This is a genomic window from Rhizobium sp. BK176 (genome assembly GCF_024808055.1).
In genome coordinates this window covers 967872-992574 of the sequence record NZ_JANUBV010000001.1, presented here as the reverse complement: position 1 = coordinate 992574, position 24703 = coordinate 967872, and the positions used below count along the sequence as shown (strand labels likewise).

Annotated in this window: 22 protein-coding genes; 5 read left to right on the top strand and 17 right to left on the bottom strand. The window is 62.2% G+C overall.

Translation table 11 applies throughout. The features are described from left to right. Positions 1–38 precede the first annotated feature (38 nt). Positions 39–461, bottom strand: coding sequence for a hypothetical protein (locus FHT76_RS05380; RefSeq protein WP_259184747.1), 423 nt, complete (start codon positions 459–461; stop codon positions 39–41). 4 nt (positions 462–465) lie between these two features. After that, positions 466–2568, bottom strand: a complete 2103-nt coding sequence (locus tag FHT76_RS05375) for an ATP-dependent helicase (protein ID WP_259184746.1) — start codon at positions 2566–2568, stop codon at positions 466–468. A 123-nt stretch (positions 2569–2691) separates the two neighbouring features. Between FHT76_RS05375 and dnaE the strand changes: the two genes are divergently transcribed. The 3 genes from dnaE to FHT76_RS05360 are packed head-to-tail and all read left to right on the top strand — an operon-like array spanning position 2692 to position 7040. Then, complete coding sequence (gene dnaE, locus FHT76_RS05370; protein ID WP_259184745.1) at positions 2692–6606, top strand: DNA polymerase III subunit alpha; 3915 nt, start codon at positions 2692–2694, stop codon at positions 6604–6606. Further along, on the top strand, positions 6603–6857 hold the full coding sequence (locus tag FHT76_RS05365) for a hypothetical protein (protein WP_259184744.1): 255 nt from the start codon (positions 6603–6605) through the stop codon (positions 6855–6857). The genes dnaE and FHT76_RS05365 overlap by 4 nt, the downstream gene beginning before the upstream one ends. A gap of 33 nt (positions 6858–6890) precedes the next feature. Further along, a complete protein-coding gene (locus FHT76_RS05360) occupies positions 6891–7040 on the top strand; it encodes a hypothetical protein (protein ID WP_259184743.1) in 150 nt (49 codons plus the stop codon). Positions 7041–7074: 34 nt separating this feature from the next. On the opposite strand, the gene FHT76_RS05355 is transcribed toward FHT76_RS05360, so the two are convergent. Together FHT76_RS05355 and FHT76_RS05350 are read right to left on the bottom strand one after the other, a co-directional pair. Then, complete coding sequence (locus tag FHT76_RS05355; RefSeq protein WP_259184742.1) at positions 7075–7572, bottom strand: hypothetical protein; 498 nt, start codon at positions 7570–7572, stop codon at positions 7075–7077. Beyond that, a complete protein-coding gene (locus tag FHT76_RS05350) occupies positions 7569–8444 on the bottom strand; it encodes a hypothetical protein (RefSeq protein ID WP_259184741.1) in 876 nt (291 codons plus the stop codon). The genes FHT76_RS05355 and FHT76_RS05350 overlap by 4 nt, the downstream gene beginning before the upstream one ends. 123 nt (positions 8445–8567) lie before the next feature. On the opposite strand from FHT76_RS05350, the gene FHT76_RS05345 reads away from it, so the two are divergent. Then, positions 8568–9359: a metallophosphoesterase gene (locus FHT76_RS05345; protein WP_259184740.1), complete on the top strand. Its 792-nt coding sequence runs from the start codon at positions 8568–8570 to the stop codon at positions 9357–9359. A gap of 3 nt (positions 9360–9362) precedes the next feature. Here FHT76_RS05345 and FHT76_RS05340 read toward each other — a convergent pair whose 3' ends face one another. From FHT76_RS05340 to FHT76_RS05310, 7 genes are all read right to left on the bottom strand, one after another. Next, complete coding sequence (locus FHT76_RS05340; RefSeq protein ID WP_259184739.1) at positions 9363–9959, bottom strand: RNA 2'-phosphotransferase; 597 nt, start codon at positions 9957–9959, stop codon at positions 9363–9365. Positions 9960–10030: 71 nt separating this feature from the next. Then, positions 10031–11488: a hypothetical protein gene (locus FHT76_RS05335; protein ID WP_259184738.1), complete on the bottom strand. Its 1458-nt coding sequence runs from the start codon at positions 11486–11488 to the stop codon at positions 10031–10033. An 81-nt stretch (positions 11489–11569) separates the two neighbouring features. After that, positions 11570–12307: an HNH endonuclease gene (locus FHT76_RS05330; RefSeq protein WP_259184737.1), complete on the bottom strand. Its 738-nt coding sequence runs from the start codon at positions 12305–12307 to the stop codon at positions 11570–11572. Between the two features lie 10 nt (positions 12308–12317). Continuing rightward, positions 12318–13745 (bottom strand): hypothetical protein, encoded by a 1428-nt coding sequence (locus tag FHT76_RS05325; RefSeq protein WP_259184735.1) that lies wholly within the window; start codon positions 13743–13745, stop codon positions 12318–12320. A 23-nt stretch (positions 13746–13768) separates the two neighbouring features. Next, positions 13769–14938 carry a DotG/IcmE/VirB10 family protein gene (locus tag FHT76_RS05320; RefSeq protein ID WP_259184734.1) on the bottom strand — a complete coding sequence of 390 codons (1170 nt, stop codon included), beginning with the start codon at positions 14936–14938 and terminating at the stop codon, positions 13769–13771. 9 nt (positions 14939–14947) lie between these two features. After that, positions 14948–15925, bottom strand: a complete 978-nt coding sequence (locus FHT76_RS05315) for a DotH/IcmK family type IV secretion protein (protein ID WP_259184733.1) — start codon at positions 15923–15925, stop codon at positions 14948–14950. 10 nt (positions 15926–15935) lie between these two features. Further along, on the bottom strand, positions 15936–16637 hold the full coding sequence (locus FHT76_RS05310; RefSeq protein WP_259184732.1) for a DotI/IcmL family type IV secretion protein: 702 nt from the start codon (positions 16635–16637) through the stop codon (positions 15936–15938). A gap of 251 nt (positions 16638–16888) precedes the next feature. Between FHT76_RS05310 and FHT76_RS05305 the strand changes: the two genes are divergently transcribed. Continuing rightward, positions 16889–17437 (top strand): hypothetical protein, encoded by a 549-nt coding sequence (locus FHT76_RS05305; protein WP_259184731.1) that lies wholly within the window; start codon positions 16889–16891, stop codon positions 17435–17437. Positions 17438–17473: 36 nt separating this feature from the next. Here the strand turns inward: FHT76_RS05305 and FHT76_RS05300 are convergent, their stop codons facing one another. From FHT76_RS05300 to FHT76_RS05275, 6 genes are all read right to left on the bottom strand, one after another. Then, positions 17474–18583: a hypothetical protein gene (locus FHT76_RS05300; RefSeq protein WP_259184730.1), complete on the bottom strand. Its 1110-nt coding sequence runs from the start codon at positions 18581–18583 to the stop codon at positions 17474–17476. 94 nt (positions 18584–18677) lie between these two features. Beyond that, positions 18678–18857 (bottom strand): hypothetical protein, encoded by a 180-nt coding sequence (locus tag FHT76_RS05295; protein WP_259184729.1) that lies wholly within the window; start codon positions 18855–18857, stop codon positions 18678–18680. 3 nt (positions 18858–18860) lie between these two features. Further along, entirely contained in the window at positions 18861–19517 is a 657-nt protein-coding gene (locus FHT76_RS05290; RefSeq protein ID WP_259184728.1) for a hypothetical protein, read from the bottom strand. After that, entirely contained in the window at positions 19514–20794 is a 1281-nt protein-coding gene (locus tag FHT76_RS05285; RefSeq protein WP_259184727.1) for a hypothetical protein, read from the bottom strand. Before FHT76_RS05285 ends, FHT76_RS05290 begins: the two co-directional genes overlap by 4 nt. A 10-nt stretch (positions 20795–20804) precedes the next feature. Beyond that, positions 20805–22013: a thioredoxin fold domain-containing protein gene (locus FHT76_RS05280; RefSeq protein WP_259184726.1), complete on the bottom strand. Its 1209-nt coding sequence runs from the start codon at positions 22011–22013 to the stop codon at positions 20805–20807. An 88-nt stretch (positions 22014–22101) separates the two neighbouring features. Beyond that, on the bottom strand, positions 22102–24651 hold the full coding sequence (locus FHT76_RS05275; protein WP_259184725.1) for a DNA topoisomerase 3: 2550 nt from the start codon (positions 24649–24651) through the stop codon (positions 22102–22104). Positions 24652–24703 lie beyond the last annotated feature (52 nt).

Here is a 24703-nt window from a genome sequence, read left to right as displayed (position 1 = left end):
CTGACCGCCGACTGACCGTCAGTTGCCCGCTCTGTCCCTCAGATGACCTCGAGGTTTCGCGAAGCAGGAGCCGTCGGGAAGATGATCAGGGCCTGCCCTTGGGCGGCGATGGCGAGATCGCGCCAGCGGTTGATCAGTGCGACGGCGTTCGGAACCGAAGACGCCGGGACATGCGTGCCGCGGCCAAAGAACCCGACCTCGATCTTGTCGCCTTTCAGATGGATACCGAAGCGGGGGTAGTCGGAGCCGATCGTCACACAGCTCATCTGGATTTTGCTCGGGTCGTCGGGGCGGAACCAAAGCCAGATCACGTCGCCGCTGTCGAGCTTGGCCGTGATGCAGCCTTCCTCGGCGGCCGCCTGAGCCGGCTCCTGGCGGAAGCCGAGTGTCAGGCTGTTCATCGTCGCGACGAACGTTTCAAGCATGCCGATGAAGAGCGTGCGCTCGAGGTTTTCCTTCATGACGTCAGTCCCTTTCGAAGCCGAGACGGCCCTGGAGTTCGTTGGCTTCTCGGACCTTGCCGAGTTCGGCAGTCGACACGCTTTCCATGTCCTCGTAACGGAGATCGCATTCCTCGATGAAGAAGGAGGGACCCGCGAGCTTGGATTGCTTGCGCTTCATCTTGCCGCGCCGCCACGGGAAGCTGACGTCGAGCGTCTTGCGGGCGCGGGTGAAGGCGACGTGCGCCAGACGACGTTCTTCCTCGAGGCCGCCGCCCGACGGGCCGAACCAGAGGTCGCCAGGCTTTCCCTGTCCGCCTTCGTCGACGGCCCGCGGGTTCGGCATGACGCCGTAGTCGTAGCCGGGGCAGAAAACGTGGTCGAACTCGAGGCCCTTGGACGAGTGGATGGTGAGCAGGCGCACCTTGCCGAGATCGCCTGCGACCGGTTCGCCGTCGGTGATCAGCGACATGTCCTGAAGGAACAGCGCCGCCTCCTCGTAGCTCTCGGAGAGGCGATGCAACGCCTCGATGTTGAGGCGGCGGTTGTCGGCGTTGTCCTGCTTGGCGACGTAGGTTTCGTAGTCGAGTTCCATGAGACCCGTGGAGATCACGTCGAAGACCGGCCGGCCCCATCGTCCGTCCTCGGAGAGCAGGTGAAGAGCGCGAGCGAGCTTGACGGCTCCCGCCTTGGCGGTCTTGTTCAGCGCCACGCCGTTGCCTTCCTCGCAGGCGATGCGGCATGCCTCGTGCAGCTCGACGTCCTGATGACGGGCGATGTTGATGATGCCTTCGCAGGCCGACGTGCCGAGGTTGCGGGACGGTTTGTTGGCGACGCGAACGAATGCGAGGTCGTCGCGGGGGTTGACCGCAAGGCGCACCATCGCCAGCACGTCCTTGATCTCCTCGCGCTCCAGCATCGACGTGCCGGTCGACATGGCGGCGGCGACGCCCTTGCGGGCCAGCGCCTCCTCGAATGGCTGCATCAGGAAGGTCGAGCGGAACAGGATGGCGATCTGCGCGGGATCGGCACCGCCTTCGACCAGTTCCTTGATACGGCCGGCCGTCCAGGCCGCTTCGCTGGCGTCGGTCGGGTGTCCCGTTACGCGCACCGGAGGGCCGCTGCGCTCGGAATTCAAGACCTTGGGAGAGCGGCGGTTGTTGTAGTCTACGATCTGGTTGGCGGGCTTGAGGATTTCCTTCGTGCAACGGCGGTTCATCGTCAGCGCGTAGGACTTGGCGTTCGGACCCGCCATGTCGCGCATCGCGCCCGCATAGCCGCCCTGGAAGCCGTAGATGTTCTGGTCTTCGTCGCCGACGATGGTCATGCGGCCGTGGACGGACGCCAGATGGCGCACGAGCCTGATCTGGACCTGGTTGGCGTCCTGCGCCTCGTCGACGAGGATGTGCCGCACCTTGGCCGCTTCCTGCCTGAGGATGTCGGAATGCTTGTCGAACAGGACGACGACCTTGAGGATCAGGTCGCCGAAGTCGCAGAGATTGCGGCTTTCCAGCTCGTACTGGTAGGCGACGTAGCAGGCGGCGAGCTTTTCGGTGAATTCGTCGAGTTCCTGACGGCCGCGGTCCGATATCATCTCGGCGGTCAGCCCCCAGGATTTCCACAGGGAAATCTGGCGGCGGGCCTGGTCGGCGAAACCGGCCAATCCTTCCATCCACTCCTTGGAGGCGGCCTTGGCCTGCTCGTCGGTCATCTCCGCCGGGCGGTCGAAAGCGCCGTAGGCGGCAGGTGCGGAGGCGGCGACGCGCAGGAGATCGCGCTGGTCGTCCTCGTCCACGATGCCGTAGTTCGAATCCAGAAGGCCGCAGACGACGGCGTGGCGGCGCAGGATGCGGTTGGCGAGACTGTGGAACGTGCCGATCCTCAGGCCCTTGGCGAGGTCGCCGACGTGATGGTTGACGCGCTCGCTGATCTCCATCGCCGCCTTCTTGGTGAAGGTGACCGCCATGACGTTGTGAGCCGGGATTTTTTCGGTGACAAGGAGATGCGAAAGACGTGCCGTCAGGGTCGTCGTTTTGCCCGTGCCGGCACCGGCGGAAACCAGGCTGCACACAACGGAAGACGTCGCGGCGTCTTTCTGTTCGGGACTCAAATTTTCGAGGATGTTCATGTCAATCTCCTTGTCCAATTTGGTTGACATAATTATAGAACTCGTGTCAAGAAATGAATTCGATGGACGGTTTCCTCAGGCAATCGTATTCTTGAATTACATCGAAAATTGCTGGAGCGCGTTATGTCCGAGGTCTTTCCTTTTGCCCATCTGCATGTCCACTCGGACTATACCCTGTCGCGCGGTGCGAGCAAATTGAAAGACCTCATCAAGCGTTCCGTTGAGCTCGGCCTGCCCGCCATGGCGCTGACCGACGACAACGCCATGTTCGGGGTCATGGAGTATTCAAAGAAGGCGGTCGAGGAGGGTCTCCAGCCGATCCCGGGCGTCAAGGTATGGCTCGACTGCGGCAAGGGCGACAACGACAAGCCGATCCGCGGGTCGATGATCCTGCTGGCTCAGGACGAAGTCGGCTACGCGACGATCTGCACGCTGGTTTCGATGACCCACCGTCCGCACAACGGCCAGTCCGGCATCACCGCCAACGTTCCGCTGGAAATATTCGAGACCACGGACTTTTCCGGCGTCGTCATGCTGACGGGCGGCATGGACGGCTTCTTGCGCCGCATGGTGGCTGGCGGCCGCAAGTCCGAGGGCGAGGAGCTGCTCAACTGGTTCCGCTCGATGTTCGACGACCGTATCTATCTCGAGATCACCCGCTTCGGCGACGAGACGAAGGCGGAGATAGAGGTCGAGCAGCTCCTCATCGACATCGCCTACAACGCGCCTGCCGTCGAGGGCACCGACGGCGTCACCCGCACGGGCGTTCCGCTGATCGCGACGACCGAGGTCTGGTACGCCAAGGAATACCAGCACGAGGCCTTCGAAATCCTGAGCGCCGTCAACGGCAAGACGCAGATCACCACGGGCGGCAACGAGGGAACCGTCAACTGCAAGGACACCCGCCGCTATCACATGCGGTCTTCCGAAGAGATGCAGGCGCTGTTCTCCGATCTCCCGGAAGCGTTCGAGAACGCCTGTTACCTGCCCAAGCGCATGCACTTCATGGTTCCCGACCGCAAGCCGATCCTCCCGCCGTTCGCGACCGAGGGCGGTCGTTCGGAGGACGACGAGCTGACCGCGCAGTCCGAGGAGGGTCTCGACGAACGCCTCGCGCTCGCCAACATCACGGGCGACGCGCGCAAGCCCTATGACGAGCGTCTGGCATTCGAGCTTGGCATCATCAAGCGCATGGGCTTCCCCGGCTACTTCCTCATCGTTTCCGACTTCATCAAGTGGGCGAAGCGCCACGGCATTCCCGTCGGGCCGGGCCGAGGCTCGGGCGCAGGCTCGCTTGTCGCCTATTCTCTCAAGATCACCAACCTCGATCCGCTGCGCTTCGGCCTTCTGTTCGAGCGCTTCCTCAATCCTGAACGTATCTCGATGCCGGACTTCGACGTCGACTTCTGCCAGGACCGTCGCGACGAAGTCATCCAATACGTCGTTGACAAGTACGGTGTCGACCTCGTGTCGCTGATCGCCGCCTACGGCGAGCTGAAGTCGAAGGGCGCTGTCTCGGACGTCGGCCGCGTCATGCTGTCGGAAGAACACGGCGGCTACGCCTTCGGCGAGATCAAGCGCATCACCAAAGTCATCTCCATGGAGGGCGCGGTCCCGGCGACGCTCAAGTTCTCCTATGAGGACAAGGACAACCCTGTCTTCAAGCAGGTGATCGATTCGGAGCCGAAGTACAAAATCCTCTACAACAACGCCCGAAAGGTCGAAGGTCTCTACCGAAACTTCACCACGCACGCGGCCGGCGTCGTCATCGGCGGTCGTCCCCTGCACGAGCTGGTGCCGCTCGCATGGGACGACAAGAAGCATCTGCCGATCTCGCAGTTCAACATGAAGTACACCGAGGCCTCCGGTCTCGTGAAGTTCGACTTCCTCGGCCTCAAGACGCTCTCGGTCATCCGCGAGACGCTGCTGCACATCAAGGAAACGACGGGCAAGACGATCGATCTCGATGTCGTGCCGCTCGACGACAAGGGAACCTTCGAAATGCTCGCCAGGGGCTTCTCGAACGGCGTTTTCCAGATCGAATCCGAAGGCATGAAGCGCGTTCTGGCCGACATCAAGCCGACGCTCATCGAAGACCTTATCGCCGTCGTGTCGCTCTATCGTCCAGGCCCGATGGAAATGATCCCGCACTACGCTGACTGCAAGAACGGCAAGGCGACCCCCGATTATCCGGAGCCCGTCGAACGCACAAAGCCGTTCCTCGAAGAGACATTCGGCATCATGGTGTACCAGGAGCAGGTGATGCTCGTGGCCCAGAACGTCGGCGGTTACACGCTCGGCGGCGCGGACCTTCTCCGCCGCGCCATGGGTAAGAAAGACCCGGCCGAAATGGTCAAGCAGCGCGAAGGCTTTGTCGTCGGTGCGGCCAAGGGCTTCGTCGACGTGGTCTACGGCGACGGCAGCACGGGCAACGTCCACAGAGGCATGCGCTATCCCGTCGAGGAGACCACAGACCTCCTGACCGTCGAAGACATCATGGAGAAGGGCTTCACCCTCAAGGCGGGCGGCCTCAAGGTCACTTCGGTGACGCCGCTCAACAACGGCATGCCCAAGGACGTCGCCGAAGCCCTGTTCGACAAGATCGCCGATTTCGCGGGCTACGGTTTCAACAAATCGCACGCGGCCGCATACGCGCTGATCGCCTACCACACGGCGTGGCTCAAGCATAACTATCCGGCGGAATTCATGGCCGCGATGCTGACCTACGAAACCGACGATCCGGACCGCATGGCGAAGTTCAAGGAAGACATGGACATCATGGGCATCCCCATGCTGCCGCCGGACATGAACAAGTCGTTCCCGCGCTTCAAGCCCGAGCGGCTGGAGAACGGCAAGCTCGGCGTGCGCTTCGGGCTCACCGCGATCAAGGGCATTTCGGGCGGTATGGAAGACTTCCTCGCGGAGCGCAAGCGCGGAGAATTCAAGGAAGTCGAGGAGTTCTGGACCCGTTGCACCAACGCCTTCAACAAGGGGCAGCTCGAGAAGCTCGTGGAAGCGGGCGCGTTCGACAGCATCCACAAAAATCGCCATGCGACCTTCAACATCCTCAGCTACCTGACGTCCAAGGTCGACAAGAAGGCGTCCAAGGAAGCCGACCTGTTCGGCGGCATGCTTCCCGTCCAGGTCCCGGACGTAATCGCCGACAAGAAGGAAAAGGGCGAGCACATCAAGATCAAGGAAGTGGCGGAGTGGGGCAACAAGGTCGACCGGCAGTTCAATGCCGTCGGCTTCTATTTCGCTGACCATCCGCTCGACAGCTACCTCGGCAAGCTGATGAAGGTGAACGTCAAGCGCAAGGCGTCGCTCAAGGCGTGGATGCAGGAAAAGGGCCTCGAGGTCCTAAAGAGCAAGCGTCTGGCGGGCATCTGCGAAATCGTCGAGCGCAGGCAGTCGAAGAGCTCGGGCAAGTACTACGTCTTCGCCAAATTCCTCGAGAAGGCGGACTCGTTCCAGTGCATGTTCTTCGCCGATCCCGACAAGGTGGACGCGATCGTCCAGAAGCTCGAGAGCGCCAAGCTCGGCCGCCGGCCGCTGGTTGTGGTCGCCGATCTCGCCATCGATGTCGAGCGCGACGACATGACCCTGTGGGGCCGTGAAGTCTTCGATGCCGACGAGCTGATCGCCGACCATCGCGGCAACATCCACATCGTCATCGACCGGGACGACGTTTATCCGTCCCCGGACGAGAAGTCGATCCATCGCGCCGCGCTCGAGGACCTGCGCCAGGGACGAGGAACGCAGGAAGCCGCCGACGCGGCCGAAATCAAGATGAAGACCATGGCTCTTCAGCGCAAGGCTCGCGAAATCAGCGCGCTTCTCCAGTCGATGCGCGCCGATGACAACAAGAACGCCATCCCGATCTCGATCGAGCTGGTGTTGGGCAAGGACAAGACGACGGTTGCCCTCCAGGGCCGCTTCCTGGTCGACATGGCCGCGGAGAACGCGATCAAGGCGATGGACGGCGTCGTCTCGGTCGCCGAGGACGTCACGCCCGCAGCGCAGGCCATCGCGGCATGACCATGTTCGGCCTTTTCGGGAAAAAAGAAGAGCCACGCCCCCGCCAAGGCGTGTGGCTCTCTGCCGAAAAATGCAAGCAGCACTTCGAGGATATCGGCCGCGCTGGCAGGAGCGAAAGCGAAAGCGCGCGGCGGTACGGAAGGCACTACGTCCTGCTGGACGGAGCCATGGAACGTTTCGTCGCCTTCGAAGGGAAAATCGTCGACGTCGGGCCGTTCGCACAGCCAGCGCCGGCCTCGGGCGCAAAGTGACAGCATTAATCTCAACGTCAACGGAGACGATCAGTGGCTTATTTGATGCTTTTTTTGTTGGGGTATTTCATGGTGGCCTTTTCGGCCACATGGTTTTTCGGAATGGCCGCGCTAGTCGCATCGCTCGGATTCCTCGGTTTGATTTTGGCGGCTTTCTCGCTCGCTCTACTGAAAGGCCTGTAGGCTGTAGCCGTCGAAATCTTGTCTTGTGGTTTCGTCAGGCGGCCAGACTGGCCGTGATCAGCCGCCGGGTGGCGTCGCACTCCCTTTGGAATTGGGCGACAAGACCGAGTTCGAGGCTGGCGGCCCGCGCCGCAGGGACGGTGGTTTCAAGGAAATAGTCGATTTCGGAACGCAGCCGGGCTTTGGAATGAAGGTGCTTCTCCGTGTTCACGAGGCAGGTTTTGAAGTCTTCGACGGCGTCGCATTCCTCGACCCATGAACTCTCGATGATCCTCCCGTTGTTTGGCAGGAAGAAAGCGTTCCGCAGTTCGTCCAGGCCGGAGACGCCCCGTGCGTCGAACACATCGTCGTTCGGCGTTAAGACGAATGCATGAACAGCGCGTCTGCGAACATCGGTGGATCGCCCGGTGTCTCGGTAGTCGGCGAGGAGAACGCCGATCGGCCAACCAGTCTCCTCGTGCAGGGCGACGGCCATGGCGTAGCACTTGCCAAAGGTGAAAGCCTCCACCAGTTGTTCGCGCGTCGGCGTCAAAGGCGAGGACCCCTGCGTAGATCGTCACCGACCTGGCGCTCGAGATAGCGGGTCAGCTTGACGGCGCTCGACGAACTGGCATTCGCTTCGCGGACCATCGACATGATCTGGTCACGTGCCGCCTCGATGTAAATCTTCGTGCCTGTCGACTCCTGGGTTTTGAAGGTCACGGACAGCGATCCGTCCTTGTCGGCTATGATGAAGTCGTCGTTTGCCCAGACCGGCCGGCTGTCCTGAGGGATGTGCAGCGACAGCCAGCGCGACTCCACGGATATCGTCGGCAGCTCGGAGACTTCCGGCAGCGTCACGAAGCTCGCCACCCATTTGCGGACGTCCGCCAGTTCGCGAGAAGGATTGATGGGCAGCCAGATGTTCTCGTCTTCCAGATGGCGACGCTCCTCGACATCGGCTGTAATCGTGTCGAGGACGAAATCGGCCTTCTCGAGCGTCTTTATGCCGTCGGCGTGGCCGACCAGCACGGTGCCCTTGTCGCCCTTGAGAATGACGAAATCCTCGTCGGAATAGACCATGTCGAGGCCCATTTCGGTCTCGAAGTCGCCGGAGACGACGGTCGGGAAGTAGCGGCAGAGACGGCGGGCATCGTCCATGAACCAGCCGATGACGCGGTCCACCATCTCCAGACGCCATTCCCACTCTTCCTCGTCCGTGTCGACCGAGGCGAAGACGTACGCGCCGAAATGGCCGTCGTATTCGACCTTGCTGATGCCGGGGAGCTTGTCGAGGTATGTGACGAGCGAGGTGTGGTCCTCGAGCTGGCAATTGATCCCCTCGACCTTCATGATGGCGAGAAGCTCCTCGTTCGTGACGTCGAAGGTGTAGTCCCTGCGGAGGGACTCGGCGTGATAGCGCATGGATGGCATCCTGGTTGGGCGGCGATATCCAACCCTAGCATCCGCTCGCGCAAGACAGCGCGTCGCTGCCATGGTTTGTCCCTGTCAGCCGGTCGGGTCCTGCTGAATGCCACGGAGGACTTCATGAACATCTGGCACATTTCGGACCTTCACCTGACGAAGCACGAGATCGCAAGCGGAGCCGTTTTCGGCGATATTCCAAAAGCCGACCTCGCTGTCGTCCTCGGAGACCTGTCGAGCGACATGAGGGCCAATCTCGAATGGTGCGCGAGGGTGGTGCGGCCGCATATGCCCGTCGTCTATGTGCCCGGCAATCACGACTTCCATTTTCGTGGGATAATCCAGGCGAGCGCCGAGGGGCGGCATCTGGCGCGCAAGCTCGGCATCCACTACCTCGACGGAGACACGGTGATCGTCGACGGCGTCAGGTTCGTCGGCGGCACCTTCTGGTCCGACTATCGGGTCAACATCGTGGGTGACGCCCTCTCCGGCGACGAGAATGTCCGCCGCAACATGGAAAACGCGCTCGGCAAGGCCGACTACAAACGCATCATGAACTGCGAGATCGGCCGAGAGACCCTGAGGCCGTGGCATACGGCCGCGATCCACGAACGGACCAAGGGACTGATTTCGAGGACGTTGTCGAAAGCCTTCGCGGGGCCGACCGTGGTTCTCACGCATTACGGACCGCTTGCCGATGTCAGCCAGCCGGGCTTCGAGACTTCCTTGACGCATCCGTCATACACCTCTGACCAGCTGGAACTGATCGAGAGGTACCAGCCGGACATGTGGCTGTTCGGGCATGTCCACCATTTCTTCGAACGGCTGGTCGGCAGGACGAAGGTCGCCTGCAATCCGCGCGGTTACGGCCACGAGGTAACGGCTTTCCGCTGGGACTACACGCACGCTATCTGATTTTTAGGGATGGGGATGGGGCAGGTGCACCGCCTTGTGGGCCTGCGCCTCGACGAGGTAGTCAGGGCCGATGGGATCGGTGACGATCTCGCCGTTCGGAAGCAATTCGAACGAAGCCCCGTCGGCGGCGAGCCTTTCGGCGTCCACCTCGATGACGAGCGGACGGTCGCCGGGCCTCGCTGAAGCGATCTCCAGCGCTTCGGGATAGGAATAGGAGAGCCTGACCTTGAGCTTTTTGCTGACGGTCAGACCTTCATTCAGGACCCGTCGCGATGTTTCCGTGGTGCCGAAGTAGAGCGGGCCTGCGGGATAGAACGCCTCGCCGCCGATATCGACCTGGAACGAATGGCCCGAATACGCCCTGATGCGCCCGCCCGCGATCTGAAACCGCTTCTTGAAGTCCGAGCCGACGACTTCCTCGATTTCCTCCAGCGAAACAGGAGACTTGTCGAACGGCCCCAGCGTGTTCAAATAGGGGACGAAGGTCACGAGATCGGTGAACCCCTGAAGGTCGATCGCCACTCCGCCGTTGGCCCCAGGGTTATGCCGCAGGACGCGGGACAGGGTCTTGGAGATGATCGTGGCGCGTTCTTCATTCATGGGCGGCTCCTTGTGCGAGAGCCATGATTAAATCACCGATCTTCTTAATGCAAGACCCCGATATCGGGACCTCAGGTTTGCGCGTCGTCCTTCGCTGCGATCTGCATGAGCTGGATGATGAACTTCTTGCGTTCGCCGGGCGGCAGCGTCGGCAATTTGTCGAGGTTCCAGAGCATCTTGATGTTCTTCGTCGCCTGATACTGCGCGAAGACCTTAGAACGCTTGTCGCCGCCCCACTGGATCGGGACCTGCATCTGGAACAGGCCGTCCGGAATGTCGGTCATCGCCGGAACGAGCCCGAGCGACAGCGCGTCGTTCAGGAAGTCGGTCTTCATTTCCTCGGTGACGCGCGCCTGCACCCATCCAAGACCGTAGCTCGAGATCACGTAGTTGCGCTTATGGAGTTCGAGCGCAGGCATGAACATCGAAATCTTGTCCTGCCCCCTGATCCACGCGCCTTCCCAGCTCGTTCCCGCGCGGTCTTCGCCGTCCTGCGGCTTGCCGGCCTTGTCGGAGGCTTCCTTGAGCGTGGCGGCGCGCCAGAGCGTCTCGGCGATGACGCCGGCCGTCCACGAGCTGTCGAGCGTCTTGTCTGTCAGGAATTCCTGCACGGGGTCGGGAAGCTTGCTCACCAGCGAGCCGTATTCGCGTCCCATGTAGAAGGAACGGATCGACAGGTTGGCGTAGCGCGACAACGCCTGGAACTCGTTGTGGGCGACCCAGCTGCGGGACTGCTTGGCCTGCTTGTTGGTGCTGTTCGAGAACCCGTATACCGGGCCCACTTCCGGGTCGATACCCTCGACGTCGAGTTCGATCATGCACGGATGATCCGTGTCCTTGAGGAAGTCGACGATGTCGTTGCCGTGATGGCGAAAGTTCTTGCGGGCGACGAATTCGAAGGGACCCAGAGGAACCGGAACCTGGAGCATGTCCATGGCGTGCAGCGTTCGCGGACGGCGGACCATGATCGACACGGCGTCACGGATCGGCCTTGTCGTGCACTGGGTGAATTCCTGGTAGCTCTTGTCGGCCTTCATGATGGAGGCGGCTTCGGACTTCGGATAGTCGAGCGGCGGCAGGACGACGCGCAGGTCGTCGCGCAGCGTCTGCCCCATGAAGGCGCGGTCCATCGTCAGACGCGGGTCGATCTGCCGGATCAGGCGGAAAGCGGCGTGCATGATGCGGTGGAAGCACTGGCTGACGAACTGGCAGATGAAGCCAGGTGCCAGTTCGCTTGACTGTCCGGCGCGGCCCGGATCGTAGTTCCATTCCTTGAGGATGTTGGCGATCTTGACCACGAGGTAGCCCTCGTGGCGAAGGTTCGACCTTCGCCAGATTTCGGAAGCGCGGAAAAAGTCGTCATAGCCGATGTTGGTCAGCCAGATCGTGCCTGTCGACAGCTCGTCGGGGGACTGGATGCGCTCGGTTTTAGAGACCCCGGCCGTCGCCTTCCAGCCCGACATCGGCTGTTTGGGGTCGTCGAAAAGGACGACGCCAAAGTTCTTGTTTATGGCTCTGTCTTCGGCCATCAGCTACTCCGTTGCAGCGGGAAACCGCTATTCAATCAATAGAATCAGGCAAAGACCCAGCGAAGGTCAAGCATCCGACCGTCAACTGAACTGGCTAATCAGCGTTTTCCAAGTATTCGGCAACAAGTTGGAGTACGGCGCGCCGCCCGCGCGCCAACTGTCCACCATCGAAGTCATGATATTCTCGGAGCCGCGGTTGCGGACGCCGAGGGGAAGCAGGCGAATGCCGGCGAGGAACTCGCGACGTCTTGCATAAGCTTCGTCGGGCATCAGCATCATGGCGTTCGCGAGGTCGACCGGATCGGAGGTCAGCAGATGCTGCCGAGCGCCGTCCGCCGAAGACTTCAACGCCGCCATCAACGACTTGCCCATTTCGGCCGCCTCGGCCGCGAGCTTGAGGTTGGGGCTCCGTTTTGTCGTTCCCGTCTGGTCTTCGGCCTTGAGCGCTTCGTGGTGCGCGTCCGCCACCAGCGCCGTTCTGACGAGGTGATGAATCTGGACCTGCGTGATCTCCGGACGATAGATCAAGATCGCCTCTCGATGCGCGCCCGCCAGGCCGATGTGTTGGCACATGTGGCAGAACGGGCAGGTCGTGATGAGGTTCTCGAGCCTGTTGTCGTTGTGGTCGTCGTTGAAGTGATGGACTTCCTGCCACTTGTTGTTCTTGAACCCGCAGAAGCGGCAAGTGTGGTTGTCGCGTTCCAGCGCTTTCTTGCGAACGCGCTGAAACTCCATGTCAGCTTCTTGCGCACCCTTGTCGTTCATTCGCCAGTTGGTGGCCTTGACGCTCAGGAAGAGGGGAAGGAGAGCCTTGGACAATGTGATCTCCTTACCGCGGCAGAATGATGCCCTTGTCCGTCACCGCGATCCAGCGGCCACGGTAGTTCTGGAACGACTCGACGACGCCCGCGTCGGCCACGGTGTCGCCGACCTTGACCTCTACGACGTCCTTGCCGGTGGCGATCCAAGCGATGTCGCGCGACACGCCGCGAAGAACCGCGTTCTCGATGATCGGCGGCTTGAGCGGAGCCGTGACGCCGCCATCGGCCACCGCCGGAAGCGTGACGGGCTTGTCGGCGGCGACCGGAGCCTTGGCCACGGTGTTGCCGTCGAAGGACGCTCCGAACGAGGCGACACGCTGTTCGATGGCGTCGATGCGCTTGACCACCTCGTCGAGACGGCTGGCGAGCGCCGCGATGTCGGCGTTGGCGATCGGCGTGGCTTCCTTGACGGGAACCCCGGCGGTCTCGCCCTTCATCGACGCGAGGCCACCACGGTCGGTGCCGCCGACCATTTCGTCGAGAGGATCGACCTTGGCAGGAGCCTCTGCGGCGGGCTTGCCGACGGCCGGCAGGTCAAGCGAGGGCTTGCCTTCGGCGACGACCGGGTTGTCGACGGCGGCAGGCGCGTCGATCGCGATCGGGGTGTCGGTCGCCGCGGGTGCCTTTGTCGGAATCTCGAGCGCAGGCGTGCCTGCGATCACCGTTCCGTCGACCGGTGCAGCGACGGGATCGACGGCCGGAACGGCCGGGATGGCTGCCGTCTGCTGGGGCTGCTGTGTCGAGGCCGGTATCGCAGGCAGGGTTGACGGAACCGGGCCGTCCTGGAGGACAGCCGGCGCTTCTGCGACGACCTGACCGTTGTCCTGCGGGAAGAACATCGGGAGGACCTGCGTGTAGCCGATGAAGCCGACGACCGCGACGGCTGCCGCAACGCCCGCGTAGTACTTGATTCCGGGCTTCGCCGCGCCCTTTTCGGGGGCAGCTTCCGCGCCTTCTTCTTCGTTATCTCCCGTGCCGCCGGTATGATCGTCGTCATCGTCCGAGAACGGGTCGTGAGATGGCTTCCTCGCGGGAGCGGCGTCGTCGTCGTAAGGGTCGGCGGCAAGCGTCGTGCCGAAGCCGTCGTTGCCGGTGAAGTCGCCGAATTCCTCGTCCGGGTTGCCGGACAGGGATTCCAGTTCGACGCTCTGCGGCGACGGAGGGCCGCCGAAGTCGAAATCGACGTCGCCGCCGCCGAAGTCGTCGGTCGGCTCGAATTCCTGCGAGCCGAAGTCTACGTTCTCGGTGGAACCTTCGAATTCGGCTCCGCCGTCGAACGTGCCGAAATCAGGCTCGGACGAGGTCTCGAATTCACCGAAATCAGGCGCGTCGGACGACTCCGACTTCGAACCCTTGCCGTCGGATTCGAATTCCGAGATTGCGTCGAAGTTGTAATCGGACTCGAGGTCGAATTGGTCTTTGTTTTTATCAGGCATCTTTTCTGTCCCGGTGTCCGTTATTACTGGAGGAATAGCACGCCGATCGGCGTGCCGGCTTCGACGATGACCGTGGTCGGACGGTTGCCAAACTCCTGTTGGAGTATGCTACCGGCGTTCGCGACCGCCTGTCCACTGGCCTTGAGCAACTCTTCCTTCGTGTTGAGGTCCTTGCCGCCCGTGGTGATGGTGCCGTTGCCGGTGTCGATCGTCGTTTCGCCCGTGTCGCTGATGGCGTCGCCGATGCCCTGCGCGAAGCCAGATGTGAAGGCAATCGCGAGCTTCTGGAACATGTGGCGGTCGACCTTGGTGGCGAGGCCCGAGCCGATGTAAGTCGTGTCGACGGCGACCGCCTGGATCGGGATCGTCTCGTTGATCTCTTCGCCGGCGCGGGTGGTGCCGACCGTCATGCGGTCGAAGTTGATGACCAACGCGTTCTGCGCGACCTGGAAGGCACCGATGAGGGTAGCCCCTTCGTATTCGCCCTGCAGGATTTTCGCCAGAACCGGACCCGGATGGTCGGAGTTGGCGCGGCCGACGAGCTGCGCGTAGAGGATCGTGCCGGCGAGCGGCAGCTTGATCTTCGAGGTGGCTGCGTCCGCGGTTCCCGCCACCGACGGAGCGGACTGCTCGGCGGTGACAGGAGCAGGCATGGTCGCGCCGAACGCGACGACTTCGGCCACCGGCGGAACGCGGCGCTGCATGGCGTTCAGCATGTTGTTCATCTGCTCGGGGGTCACGGTGACGGCCGCCGGCGGAGGCGTGACCAGCGGAACTGTTTCGGTGACCGGAGCGTTCAGCGCGATCGGCTGCTGCATGATCTCGGCGACCGGCTCTTCGATCTTCGGGGTCTTGTCTTTCGGGTCCGGCTCGATCAGAAGCGGCACGTCGTTCTCGATCGTGTTTCCGACGACGGTCGGGAGGGCGGACTTGCCGGTCTCGATCGCCTCTTCCGCGCGCTTGTTGTCCGCCGTCTTGAGCTGGTCGCGGTATTCCTCCGTGATCGGCTGCGTGCCGCCGTGGATCGTCGTCTCGTTCATGACGCCGCCGCTGACGACAGATGGCGTCACGGGAACATCGGGCGTGTTCAGGTAGGACCAGGCGATGACGCCGACGATGACGACGCCGGCGAAGATCACCATTCCCTTGTTCTTGGTGACCGTACCCTTGAGGTTCGTGATGTACTGTTTCATTTGGTCACCTTAGCGATTGATGGTAACGCTCTCGAGGCGGCCGGCGTCGGGACCGTTGCCGGAACCTGACATCACCATCACGGGAGCTTCGTTGAGGACATAGACGTTGACGCCGACGACGTTCGACTGCTTCGACAGGTAGGCGGGCGAAAGCAGGCTCTTGGTCGTGCGGATGTAAAGGAGGTCGTTGTAGCGCCACGCCTGGGTATTCGGGTCCGACGTCTTGAGCTTCGAGGCTTCGGTCGGCGGAACGCCGTCTAGGAAGCCGAGCATCAGACTGTCGGAGGTGGCGGGCAGGCTGTCGGACGAAATGACGTCGTAGGAGGCGTTCGGGCCGCGCTGGTCGATCTGGGCGTCGACACGGAAGTCGACAGCGCCGTTCGACGGCTGGAGCGTCATCATGACCGGAACCTTGGCACCGAGAAGCGTCACGGCGATGTTCGACGGAACGTAAGCCTGTTTCGAGCTGATGGTGACGATGTTGGACGTGCCTTCAGCGCCGGAATTCTTGACGTCGTAGGCATCGGGATTGCCGTTCGTGACGCTGAGCACAGGCCAGGGCTGGCCGGTGACGTCGGCGAAGGTGATCGTCGAAATCCAGCCGGGCGACGTCTTGATCGTCGGCGGCGCGTCGCCGGAGCGCAGCGAGACGCGAACCGATCTGGAAACGGGACTGATGGCGTGGAGCGGTTCGCCCACGGCGCGGTCGTTTTCGTCTCCCTTTTGCTTGAACGTGCGCTGCTGGTCGGGCGTCAGCGGGAAGATGGTCTCGACGGCAGCCTTGAAGGCCTTGTCGTTGACCTCCTGGGCTGTCGGCGCGGCGGCGGCCGCCATAGGCACGCTTCCGACCTGCTGTTGCTGCGCGGCCTGCCCCGTCGGATAGGTCGCCGGCGGAAGGAGCAGGTTTGCCCCTTCCTGCGCAAAGGCGGCGGTCGCGAACACGGATACCATCGCGCTGGCCATCAGGGACTTCAATTTGGTTCTCATTTAACTGACCTCACTGCGAGATGATCTGTGCGATGGCGAGACCGCTGGGGTTTTCCGTTTCCGGTCTGCGAACGACTACAGCATCAACTGTAATCTCCTGAGTTTGGGAATTGCTAGCACTTTTGTACGAAACGATGATCGGAATTTGAAGACGCCACGCCCAGACACCGTTCAGGTCGCCCTGCGCCACCACGACCGGGGCGGACTTCGGAACGGCAGACGTCGAGTACTGGTTGGCCAGCATCTTCTCGAGGTATCCGGAGGTCTTGAGCGCTTCCTGGTAGCCGCGCCAGCCCGGTTCGTTGAAGCTCGGCTCGATGTCCTTGAGCTGCTGCGCGTAGTTGGCGAAATTCATGGAATACGCCTTGGTGATGTTCTGCGTCGCCCAGTTCAGGACCATTTCCTGGCTCTGGATCGGACGGTTTATCGCCTGGATTTCCGAGACGCGGCCCGACGGGTCGGTGACGAAATAACGGTACTCGATCGGCCTGAGGCCGAGATACGCGTTGCACAGCACCGAGATCAGCAGCAGCACCGCGAGAAGCATGGTGATGCGCAGGTTGAGAATGTATCTCTCCCTGGAAAGGGCGTCGCGGGCGAGCGTCGTGCCGGCGGCCATCTCCGTGTGGGAATACACCCCGGTTGCGGTTTGCCGGGCAGGTTTCACCTTTTCAGCGGCGTCTTTTTGAAGCGTCACGGGTTTCTTGGCCATTACTTTTCCCTGGAAGTACCGCGCCAAGTAAAAAGAAAGAATTGAGTTCTTTGTTCTTATTGACGACACTACCAATTGTCCCGAACAATCAATAGAAGTCAACCGCCCGAGACATTAATGGAAACCACGTTGGATTCACGCCAGACACGGTGGAGCGCATGCTATTTCGCGATGCTTCGCCAGGCCCTCCCAGCGGCTCGTCCAACCAGGGCTCAAGACCTGAAAAGGCCCGGAGTACAATGAACAGCATCATGTCGGATTCACGCCGAAGACTATGGAACGACGAGGCCACGAACCAGCTCATAGAGATGTGGGACCGCGTGTCGAGTATCGTCCTCATCGCGCTTGAACTGAACCGCACGACGTCGTCCGTCCAGACACAGGCCAGCCGCCGGGGTCTTCCCCGCCGCAACGAGGCAAATGAAAGACACCGCCGCAAATGGACGCCTGAAGACCTGAGGCTGCTGGAAGTCACCCTCGACAAGCACACCAACCGCAACGGCGACATCTACATCTGCGAGATCGCCGAGGACATGAAGCGCTCGATCGACGCCGTCAGCGCCAAGCTGGTCGAAATCCTCGGTCCGGAAGAAGAGATTTTCCCGAAATACAAGGTCACCGCGGAAACCGGCGTCGTCGTCGCGAAGGCCAACCCGCTGAAGCCAGCCAAACGCAAGAACGAGCCGGCCACCCGCGAATGCATGACCTGCCGCCGGCCGTTCTGGTCGGAAGGCTGGGGAAACCGCATCTGCCAGCCCTGTAAAAAGGAAGAATCCGGCGCGGACGGATACGACTACTGATCGCGATCCGCCGGCGGTACGGCTAAATGGAAGACCTCAAGGCGACGGAAACGTCGCCTTTTTTGCGGTTATGCACAGGGTATCGTGGTGGTCGTCGAGATATGCGAACGCGAAATTCCCGAGGTCGGTCGCGAGACGCGCGCTGTAGTCGCCAAACGACTTGATCGACGGTCGGTCAGAAGACACGTTCTCGATCACGGCTATGTTCTCGACGGGGGAACCCGTCTCGAAGTCCACCAGCGTTGCGGTAAGAGTGTCGCCGACGGTCTCGATGCGGACCCCGTGTTCCTCCTCTCGAGTGATGAGGACGACAGCGGCACCTTCCGGCGTTTCCTCCGCCCACGAAGCCTCGTCCTCCCGATATCCAGCGCCTTGCGTCGCCAGGAGCGCGTTGGCGAGTTCCGTGGCCTTATCGTGCCTGCCGGCGAACTCGGCCGTCAGGATGTCTGACCAGAGGAGGCTGAGTGTGGTGTTCACGCAACCCCAGGCGATAAAGCCGTCGACGGCGAGGGCGGCGGCGGTCACGCGCAGGTGTGGGGCGTCGTCGCCGGGTGTCAGGTAGTTGAATCGTTCACCGCTTTTCGCGGCCGAGACGGCTGCCTCGACAGACTCCGGACGGATTTGGCGCAAAAAGGCGGCAAGCGATCCCGCGGCATGGACGGATGCATCAGAGTCACCGGCCCTCGTGTCGCCGATGACCACGTTGCGGCCGATGCTCGGGGAGAGCTGGATACCAGGAAGGCCGTGATGCCGCCGGCGGACCGCTTCGACGGCCTGCTCGGCCGACACGGCGTTGCCGACGAAGACGACCGATACCTCGCCGGAACGGCCAAGTCCGACGGCCATGCTGGACCGGCCTTCGGGATCGAAGACGACGAGCGCTTTCGTGCGGCCGTCGTTCGACGACACCACCGTCATCCGAAGGTCCGCGGCCTCGATCGTCTGATCGGGGCCGTCCAGGAGTTCGCGGATGACCGGACGCAACGTGTCGAGGGTCACCTGCACGGCAAGCGCGCGCGCTTCGGCTAGCCACTTGAAGCGCTGCGTCTTGTAGGACGGGGTGGCCTTTGCCGACGCCGACAGGGCTTCTGTGTGATTGGACGCCGTGAATTGGATTTCGTGCGAAATGGGGTCTTCGGAAAGCATCGTCAGGTCCTTTTGTTTGCATAGGACGGTAGCCGAGACCGCCGAATTCAACAAAATCGGGACCTCGATGGCGTGGATTCACACCCCGCCATCGTCAGGCGCGCGATCTGCGCGGTTTGAGGCTGACCGGCCGCCGCAGCTTCTTCTCGGAGCGGATGAGCTCGAGGATTTGCTCTGTGAGACGCAGCGCGATGGCGGTCTCGCCGACAGCCGCCGCCCCGTCCCGCTTTGCGGAAAGCCTGGTGATCTTATGGTCGAACAGGCTGGTCGCCATGGATCAGGCCGCCAGCGGAATGAAACCAGGCCTGACACCGGCGGATGCCAGCGCCGAACGATAGTCGGACCAGGCCGCGATCACGCCGTCGGCGACGTCCCAGAGTTCCTTCTTCGTCTCGTAGTCGTTGGCGATATGCGCGTGGAACATCGTGACCGGAAGACCCCGTTCGCCGGGGTGCGCGTCCTTCGTGAGAGGCTCGAAGTGGCGGTCGCCTCGCGTCGTCACCAGGGTCAATGGATTGTAGACGGCGAAGCGGCAGAACTCGTTCTCGTAGCGGATGTCGTCGATCACGACACGGCCGCCGGCCTCGAGAATCTGATCGATCTTGCCGACGGCGATGTCGATCCAGAAATCGGTGGCCTGCATGCGACGCCATTCGTCACCGAGCGTCTGCATCAGCTGGCGCGCCGTACGGCCGGACATCTGCGGGATCGGGACTTCCTTGAGGTCGCCCTCGACATGGCGCTCGATCAGCTCTTCGGCGACGCCGCCGTCACGCAGCAACGAGCGAAGCATGTTCTTGAGCGGACCCGCCATTTTGACGCGCGTGTAGCCGTAGGCCGAGACCAGATGGTCGGCGAGCGTGCTCTTGCCGGACTCCTTCAGGCCGTGAACGAGGATCAGCTTCGGAAGATGCTGCTGGATGATGGCGGTCATGTTCTGTCCTTGCGGTTATCGAGAAATGAAGGAGGGGGCCTGCGGATGGGGGCGGGCGAAATCGTGGGGCCTGCCTGCTTCTCGTCCTCGGCCTCGGCCTTCTTGGTCAGCGCTTCCTTGAGGCTCTTGGGCATGGGGACCGCCTGTCCGTGCGCGAATGTGCGGTTCTGGACGGGACGGTCGACATGCACCTCGGGCGTCGATGGCGACGGTGCAGGCGCGGCACGGGAGAACGAGGTCTGGCGTGCAAACTGTGGCGGAGCGGAAGGTTCGGCCGCCCGATGCTGCTGAGGTGCGGACTGGACCGGGTTGTTGGTGAACGCGACCGCACGGGACGGCATGGGAGGCGGAGGTGCCGCTGGCTCCGCGATCGAAGAAGCGTCGTCGAGGACGTCGTCGTCTTCGCCGAGGTTCACGATCACGTTCGAAAGTTCGTCGACCGCATCGCTTTCTTGGGTGTCCTCGGTCGGAGTTTCGAATGCGGACACATCCTCGGTCGCCGTTTCGGTCCCGTGGATTGCGGCTTCGGCTAGGGACGGCGCGTTGTCGACGTTCGCGGCCGAGAGAACGGCGACGACATCGGCGGTGTCTTCATCTTCGGAATGACCGGATTCCTGGGCCAGAACGGCGGCGAACAGGGTGTTGCGCCACGCATTGCGGCCCCGGTCTTCGGCGTACGGATTTGCCTTGCGGTTCTGCGCGGCCGTGCGCCTTGCCTGTTCTATGACGTCTTCGGCCTCGGAGAGCTTGGCGCGCTTGATCTCGACACCGTAGCGCACGAGGCGCGAGGGATCGCCATGCGCCGCAGGCGCTTGTGCCTGGACCTGCGGAACGACGGAACGTGGAGCGGCGACGACAGGTCGCTCGACCGGAACCTGACGGACAGGTTCTACGACCGAGACAGCGGCAGGGGCAGGGGCGGGACCCTGGGCCTGGGATTGGCGCGGCACGGCCTGGACAGGCCTGACGGGAGCCTCGACTTCGGCCACCGCAGGGGCCTGCGCGGCCGGCGCGACGGCCACGACGACAGGCGTTTCGACGGCGGCGAACCCCGAGCGCAGTGTCGGATCGACGCCGAGACCGCGGCAGGCGAGGCCGAAGGCCATCGCCCCGTCCTCGACGCCGAGTTCGTCCACGGCGGCGAGATAGGCTTCTTCCTGGAGCCGCGCAGCCTGCTCGGAAAGCTCCGCCGCGCGTCGACGGATGTCGATCACGCGGTGAATGAAGGACTCCGAATTGCGGATGACCTCCGAGACTGGTGTTCTCTGCTGGCTCATTGGAAAACCGTTACTTGGACTTCACGCCCGATGCGTAGAGGAAGGAGTCGAGGTCGGAGGGGAGGCCGAGGACCGAGTAGAAACGGCCGTCCGGAGAGACGTATGCCAGGAAGGGGGTACGATCGACGCCGAACGACTTCGCGAAGTCCATGTTCATCGCGAGGTATTTCTCGGTGTCCTTGTATTCCTTCGAGTTCGGGTCGATCTTCGGCTCGATGTTGGTGCCTGCCTTGCTTTCGATCCAGCGGCGGCCGGGAGCCGGCGACGCGAGGATTTCGCGGGCGAAGGGTTCGCTGCCGTTGAGCGCGTTGATCAGGATGACCTTGACCTTGATCTTCTTGTCGAAAACCAGCGGCTCGAGATGGTCCCATGCGGCGTGGCAGTAGGGGCACTTCGGGTCGGCGACCATGTAGAGCGTGATCGGCGCGAGGCGCGAACCGACTTCGAAGAACGGGGTTGCCTCTGCGGCCTTGATGAACTGGTCGCGGTCGATCTTGCTGGCCCAGACGTCGGACGGATTGCCGTCGGCACCAGGGACGGCGGCTGCCGCTTCGGGAAGCGCCACGGGAGCGGCGGAGGGGGTCACGGGAAGCGCCGGAACGGTGCCGTCCTGTTTGACATCGGAGCCGGGTTCGACGGTGGCGGGCGCGATCTCGAGCGTCGCCTTCTCGGCGGCGGGCGTCGGCTCGGCCAAGGCCGGTGCAGGAACAGGTGCTTCAACAGCGGGTTCGGAAGCGGCAGGAGCCGGTGCTGCCGCTTTACCGCCGTCGGTCGCGGGCTTGGCGGCGGAGGCCGCTGGCTCAGCGTCGAGGTGGCCCTGCTTCATCGCGTTCGCCGCGTCGATGGCGCTGGCGTTTTCGGTCTTGGAACCGAGGGCCTTGGCGGCGTTGTCGAAGCGCTTGCGCATCTCGCCGAGCTGGACACCCGTGACGTTCTTGCCGCCCTGTTCGTAGAGCAGGCCGAGAACGATGTGCTTGCCGTCGGGAGCGACGTAGACAGACTGGAGCTTGCCCGTCGGCGATTCGAGCAGATAGCCCTTGAGGCCGGCTTCTTCGCCGATCAGCGTCAGCTTGTTGCCTTGCGTCTGGAGCCAGGCGAGGACGGGAGGCAGGAGAGTGTCGCGGCGCATCAACGTGTCGACGGACTGCGCGTCCTGGGCGACGGCCGACGTGGCCACGAGCATCGTCGACGCGACGAGCAGATTTCGAAGAATTCGCATTAGGGTATCTCCCGATGAGTTCTTTAAATGATTGTCGAACGCCATGGCCCCGTCAACCTTTTAAAAGACCTCACCGGGGCATTCCCTGTCATTTTTTGTCGAACGGACCGGGCCGTGCTCCGGGCGTAAATGTAGACTTCGATTTGGAGCCTGAAGACGTCTTGGAGCCGCCCTTCGCACCGCCCTTGTCGGTGCCAGAGCCGCCCTTGCCGCCGCCCTTCTTGTTGTCGTCCGGGAAGCTCTTGTTGTCGCACTTCGGGTATTCCGAGCACGAGAAGAAGGTCTTGCCTGCGTTCGGCCCGTTCTTGATCGGGATTTCGCGCATGTGGCCCTTGCCGCACTTCTCGCATTTCGGACCGGTCGATTCAGGAAAAGCGAAGGCGTCGCAGTTGTCCGTCCCGTCCTTCTTCCAGTTGTTGCACTTGAGATAGATCGCGCCCTTGGCGCTCTTCATAGTGATCATCTGGCCCTTGCCGCACTTCTTGCAGGTCGCGCCGTGACCGGGAGCCGGCGGGACGGGAGGCCCCTTGGGACGATCCGGCCAGACGATGTTTCGGCAGGTGTTCGGATCGTCCTTGTTGTAGGCGTCACAGGCGAGAACGACCGTCCGCTCCTTCTTTTCGCCGACGAAGCGCACGCCGGTACGCATCGTTCCCTTCCCGCATTCCTTACACGTCTCGCCGTCCCCTTTCATCGGCTCGACGGACTTGCCCTTGATCTTGATCGTCAGGTTCTTCGAATTCGCGACGCGCTTGCGCAGCGTGTCGTGCAGCACCTGCATGAACTGCTCTTCGGAGGCCTCGCCTTTTTCGATCTTCTCGAGCTGTCCTTCCCATACGGCGGTAAGGCCGGGCGACGTCATCTCGTTCGGCAGCGCGTCGATGACCGAGCGCCCTTCCGTCGTCGAAATGATGTTCTTGACCTTCCCCTTGCCTTCGCGCTTCAGGAACTTGCGCGACCGGATGAGGTTTTCGAGGATGTTCGCGCGCGTCGCCTCCGTGCCGATGCCGGCGTTGTCCTTGAGGCGCTTCTTGATCTCGGGGTCCTGGACGAACTTGTGGATGTCCGTCATTGCCGCGATCAGCGTACCGTCGGTGAAGTGCGCCGGGGGCTTGGTCGTGCTGTCCTTGAGTTCGCCCTTGTCGGCCGTGACCGGGTCGCCCTTCTTCATGGCGGGAACGGTCTGGTTGTCTTCCTTGCCGTCGTCTTCGTCGTCGCTCTCGCCGTCGAAGACGACGCGCCAGCCGTCACTGCCCGGAATACGGCCGGACGCACGGAACTCGAGGCCCTCGCACTTGACGGTGGCCGTCATCGATTTCCAGGTCTGGTCCGGATGAAACTGCGAAACGAAGGACTTGGCGATCAGCATGAACACCTGACGCTCGATCGGCGACATGTCCGCGAGCTTGCCTGCGTGGAATTCCGTGGTCGGTATGATGCCGTGGTGGTCGCTGACCTTGGAATCGTCCCAGGCCTTGGACTTGATCGACATGGTGGCACTCTGCGCCGCCTTGTCGACACCCGGAGTCGCGGTCATCGCCGCCATGATGGCGGGGGCTTCTTCCTTCAACACGGCTGTCGGAAGATGCTGGCTGTCGGTACGGGGGTAGGAGGTCGCCTTGTGCTTTTCGTAGAGCGACTGCGCCACCTGAAGCGTCTGCTCGGCGGTCAGGCCGAACTTCGACGAGCAGGCCTGTTGGAGGGTCGACAGCTTGTAGGGAAGCGGCGGACCCTTGGAGTTGTTCTTGGTCTCGAAATCCGAAATGACGCCGGGCTTGCCTGCGATCTTCGCCAGAACGCCGTCGGCGATACCCTTGTCGATCAGGTAGCCGTCGGGGTTCAAACCGGGGTGATCGGCCGGAATGACCCACTTCGCCTTGAACTTGCCGTTCTGGTGATTGAACCAGCCGTGAGGCATGTAGTGCTTGACGGGCTTGAAATTGGCGATTTCGAGGTCGCGCATGACGACAAGCCATAGCGTCGGCGTCTGCACGCGGCCGACGGACAGCATCATGTCCGCACCTGAGCGGCGCGCCAGGATCGTGTAAAGGCGCGTCATGTTCAGGCCGTGCAGCCAGTCCGCCTTCTGGCGTGCGAAGGCGGCCAGGAAGAGGTTCTTCTTCTTGGCGTTCGGGAACATGTTGTTGATGTTTTTGATGACTTCGTTTTCAGTCAGGGACTGCGACCAGAAACGCATCGTCCGGTCGTTGAACGGGTCCCAGTTGTGGAAACGCAAGAGTTCGTCGACGAGCAGCTGTCCTTCGCGCTCCGGGTCGCCCGCGTTGACGACGATGTCGACCTGCCGAAGCAGGGTCTTGCAGGCGTTGACCTGTCCGAGGACGGCCTTGGTCTTTTCCTTGTCGACCTTGCCGTCCATGCCATAGGCGGTGGTCGGCTCGTGCCGCCATTCCTTGGGGTACATCGGCAGGTAGTCGATATGCCACTTCTTCCAGTTCGGATCGTAGTCGTGCGGCTCGACCAGCTCGATCACATGGCCGAACAGCCAAAGGACGACGTCGTCGCCGACTTCCCAATGCGTCTGGCCACGGGACGCGCGCTTGCCGCTGATTTTGGCGAGACCTTCGGCAATAGCCTTGGCAAGGCTGGGCTTTTCCGCGATGAATAGACGTCTGGGCAAGATATGACTCCTGGACTTACCCAAAAAGCTTGCGGCCGTATCATGACCTAGT